Source organism: Actinotalea sp. (assembly GCF_041597215.1).
Taxonomy (GTDB): Bacteria; Actinomycetota; Actinomycetes; order Actinomycetales; family Cellulomonadaceae; genus Actinotalea.
In genome coordinates this window covers 1-2,804 of record NZ_JBFHHB010000325.1, presented here as the reverse complement: position 1 = coordinate 2,804, position 2,804 = coordinate 1, and the positions used below count along the sequence as shown (strand labels likewise).

Annotated in this window: 4 protein-coding genes and 2 pseudogenes; 4 read left to right on the top strand and 2 right to left on the bottom strand. The window is 72.8% G+C overall.

What is annotated here, in order from left to right; translation table 11 throughout:
* A pseudogene (locus ABWK99_RS15475) lies at positions 1–192 on the top strand (threonine ammonia-lyase); the annotation flags it as partial.
* 69 nt (positions 193–261) lie between these two features.
* On the opposite strand, the gene greA reads toward ABWK99_RS15475, so the two are convergent.
* Both greA and ABWK99_RS15465 read right to left on the bottom strand, forming a co-directional pair.
* On the bottom strand, positions 262–750 hold the full coding sequence (gene greA / locus ABWK99_RS15470; protein WP_372595583.1) for a transcription elongation factor GreA: 489 nt from the start codon (positions 748–750) through the stop codon (positions 262–264).
* 148 nt (positions 751–898) lie between these two features.
* Complete coding sequence (locus ABWK99_RS15465; RefSeq protein ID WP_372595582.1) at positions 899–1,315, bottom strand: DUF4307 domain-containing protein; 417 nt, start codon at positions 1,313–1,315, stop codon at positions 899–901.
* A 115-nt stretch (positions 1,316–1,430) separates the two neighbouring features.
* Here ABWK99_RS15465 and mca point away from each other — a divergent pair, with 115 nt between their 5' ends.
* The 3 genes and pseudogenes from mca to ABWK99_RS15450 all read left to right on the top strand — a co-directional run.
* A complete protein-coding gene (gene mca / locus ABWK99_RS15460; protein WP_372595581.1) occupies positions 1,431–2,321 on the top strand; it encodes a mycothiol conjugate amidase Mca in 891 nt (296 codons plus the stop codon).
* Complete coding sequence (locus ABWK99_RS15455; RefSeq protein WP_372595580.1) at positions 2,318–2,614, top strand: hypothetical protein; 297 nt, start codon at positions 2,318–2,320, stop codon at positions 2,612–2,614. The genes mca and ABWK99_RS15455 overlap by 4 nt, the downstream gene beginning before the upstream one ends.
* A pseudogene (locus ABWK99_RS15450) lies at positions 2,614–2,804 on the top strand (hydrolase); the annotation flags it as partial. The gene ABWK99_RS15455 and the pseudogene ABWK99_RS15450, both read left to right, overlap by 1 nt.

Genomic DNA, 2,804 nt, shown 5'->3' with positions numbered 1-2,804 from the left:
CGGCTCGCCGGCCTGCTCGCCGAGCTGGCGGGGGCTGGGGGCAACGTCGTGCACGTGGCCCATGAGCACTTCGGCGCGGGCCTGGCCGTCGACGAGGTCGAGATCAGCGTGCAGATCGAGACCAGGGGACCGACCCATGCACGGGACGTCGTCGAGCGGCTGCGCAGCTGCGGCTACCGCCTCGTCGAGTGACGCCCACCGGTGAGCCGGCCGACCACCGGCGCGCCGGGGCGTCGGGTGTCGCCGGTCCCGCCGGGTCGGTCAGGGGATGAACGGCTTGGCGTCGTGGATGACGACCTCGATCGACCGTCCGTTGGGTGCCGTGTAGGAGGTCGTCTCGCCGCGCATGCGTCCGACGATCGCCGCACCGAGCGGCGACTTGTCGCTGTAGACGTCGAGGTCGGTGCCGTCCGCGACCTCGCGGGAGCCGACGAGGAAGGTCATCCGGTCCCCGGCCACCGTCGCCTCGACGACCATGCCGGGCTCCACGACACCGTCGTCCGCCGGCGCCTCGCCGACGACGGCGGTACGCAGCAGCCCGGTGAGCTGGCGGATCCTGGCCTCGAGCTTGCCCTGCTCCTCACGGGCGGCGTGGTAGCCGCCGTTCTCCTTGAGGTCGCCCTCCGAGCGGGCGGACTCGATCTTGCGAGCGATCTCGGGGCGCGCCTCGGTCGTCAGCTGCGCGAGCTCGGCCGTCAGGCGGTCGTGGGCCTCCTGGGTCAGCCAGGTGACAGTCGTCGTCTCGGACACGGTCGCTCCTTCGTGCTCGGTGGTCGTACGGCTCGACGCCGTCGGATGGTTCGGGGTCTCACGGCTGCGTGCAGGGGCCACCACGATGTGACGGGCGCCTGGCCGGGGGCTTCAGCGTGCCGTGCGTAAACGAGGAGGATAGCAACTGTCAGTCCTCGCTCAGCCAGCACCGATCGACCACGGCAGTGGTCGCCAGCTCGGAGGTGGCGATGACTGCTCGTTCCCGCTGGGCCTGGCGGTCACCCGGGAGCACGTCGACCGTGCGCACCCCCACCTGCGCGTAGTTCTCGTTGAGCGCCTGGACGCGGCACTGCACGGGAGCTGCCGGATCGGAGCGGATGACGTCGAAGGCGATCTCGACCTGCTCCGAGCCGGACACGGTGAAGCCCACGTCCTTCCAGCTCACGGGGCTGCTCGCGACGCCCAGCCCGAGCCAGACCACGACGCCCAGCCCGAGCGCTCCCGTGACCCAGAGCGCGACGACGCGCCGCCGGCGCGCGTGCACGTCGGGCTCCGGTCCGTAGCGTCCGGCGGGCACCCGCGGTGCGGCGGACTGCTCGGTCATCATGTCTCCCTGGTGGCACGTGAGCGGCTCGGGGCGAGCCGGTACCTGTCCCGGCGCGGTATGGGAGACCATTGTCCTCGGTGCGCCCGGGTTCGGGTGCAGGAAGGAGCCTGAGATGGCGGACGATCGCAGCGGTCTGCGACTCATGGCGGTGCACGCACACCCCGACGACGAGTCGAGCAAGGGAGCCGCGACGACGGCGTACTACGCGGCGCACGGCGTCGAGGTGCTCGTCGTGACCTGCACCGGCGGGGAGCGCGGGTCGATCCTCAACGCCTCGTACCCCGACCGCCCGGCGGAGGGCGAGGAGATGGCCGCCGTCCGCCGCGAGGAGATGGCGCGCGCCGCTGCGGCCCTCGGTGTCCAGCACCGGTGGCTCGGCTTCGTCGACTCCGGCCTGCCGGAGGGTGACCCGCTCCCGCCGCTCCCGGAGGGCTGCTTCGCGCTCGTCCCGCTCGAGGAGGCCGCAGCCCCGCTCGTCGAGCTCGTGCGTGCGTTCCGGCCGCACGTGATGACGACCTACGACCCCTCGGGCGGCTACCCGCACCCCGACCACATCAAGACGCACGAGGTCGCCGCGGAGGCGTACCGCGCCGCAGGCGATGCCGATCGCTACCCCGACGGGGGAGAGCCGTGGGAGCCGCTCAAGCTCTACTACAACCACGACTTCTCCCTGACCCGGATGCGCGCGATGCACGAGGCGCTGCTCTCGGTCGGCGCCGAGTCCCCGTTCGGTGACTGGATCGAGTCGCGCTCGGCGCGGGAGATCCCCGAGCGTGCGGTGACCACGCGCGTGGAGTGCGTCGAGATGTACCCGGCGCGGGACGCCGCGCTGCGCGCCCACGCGACGCAGATCGACCCCGAGGGCTTCTTCTTCTCCGTGCCGCGGGATCTCGAGGCGGCGACCTGGCCGGTCGAGGAGTACGAGCTCGCCGACTCACGGGTCCCGACCCAGGTGCCGGAGACCGACCTGTTCGCCGGTATCGACCCGGAGGCCGTCCGATGAGCCCCGTCGCGGGTCTCGTCGTGCCGGGGCTGCCGGCCGCCCCGGAGACGACGGCCCTCGTCGCGGTCCCGGCCGCCGCGCCCTCGCCGAGCCCGAGCCAGGGCGAGCTCGACCCCAACGACGTGAGCCCCGGCCTGCTCGGCTTCGTCGTGGTGTTCGCGATCGTCCTGCTGTGCATCCCGCTGTTCCGGTCGATGTCGGGCAAGATCCGGCGGATCGAGCACCGCGCCGAGGCGGAGAAGGCGGCCGAGGCGGCACGCGGTGACGCGGACCGGTCGCCCGAGACCCCCTGATGTCACTCCGGGTCGCTGGGCTTGCCCTCAGATCCACCCTCGACGCCGACGCGAACCGCACGGCGGCGGTCCGGGCCGTGCACGGGGCCGCGGACGACGGCGCCCGGCTCGTGGTGCTGCCCGAGTACGCGGCCTGCTTCGACCCTCGCGGGGTCGGGCCTGCTCAGGCCGAGGCACCGGACGGACCCTT

What these genes read in the sequence shown, in the direction of transcription:
- mca (WP_372595581.1), top strand. Translation starts at nt 1,431, where the DNA reads ATGGCGGACGATCGCAGCGGTCTGCGACTCATGGCGGTGCACGCACAC.
- ABWK99_RS15465 (WP_372595582.1), bottom strand. Translation starts at nt 1,315, where the DNA reads ATGACCGAGCAGTCCGCCGCACCGCGGGTGCCCGCCGGACGCTACGGA.
- ABWK99_RS15455 (WP_372595580.1), top strand. Translation starts at nt 2,318, where the DNA reads ATGAGCCCCGTCGCGGGTCTCGTCGTGCCGGGGCTGCCGGCCGCCCCG.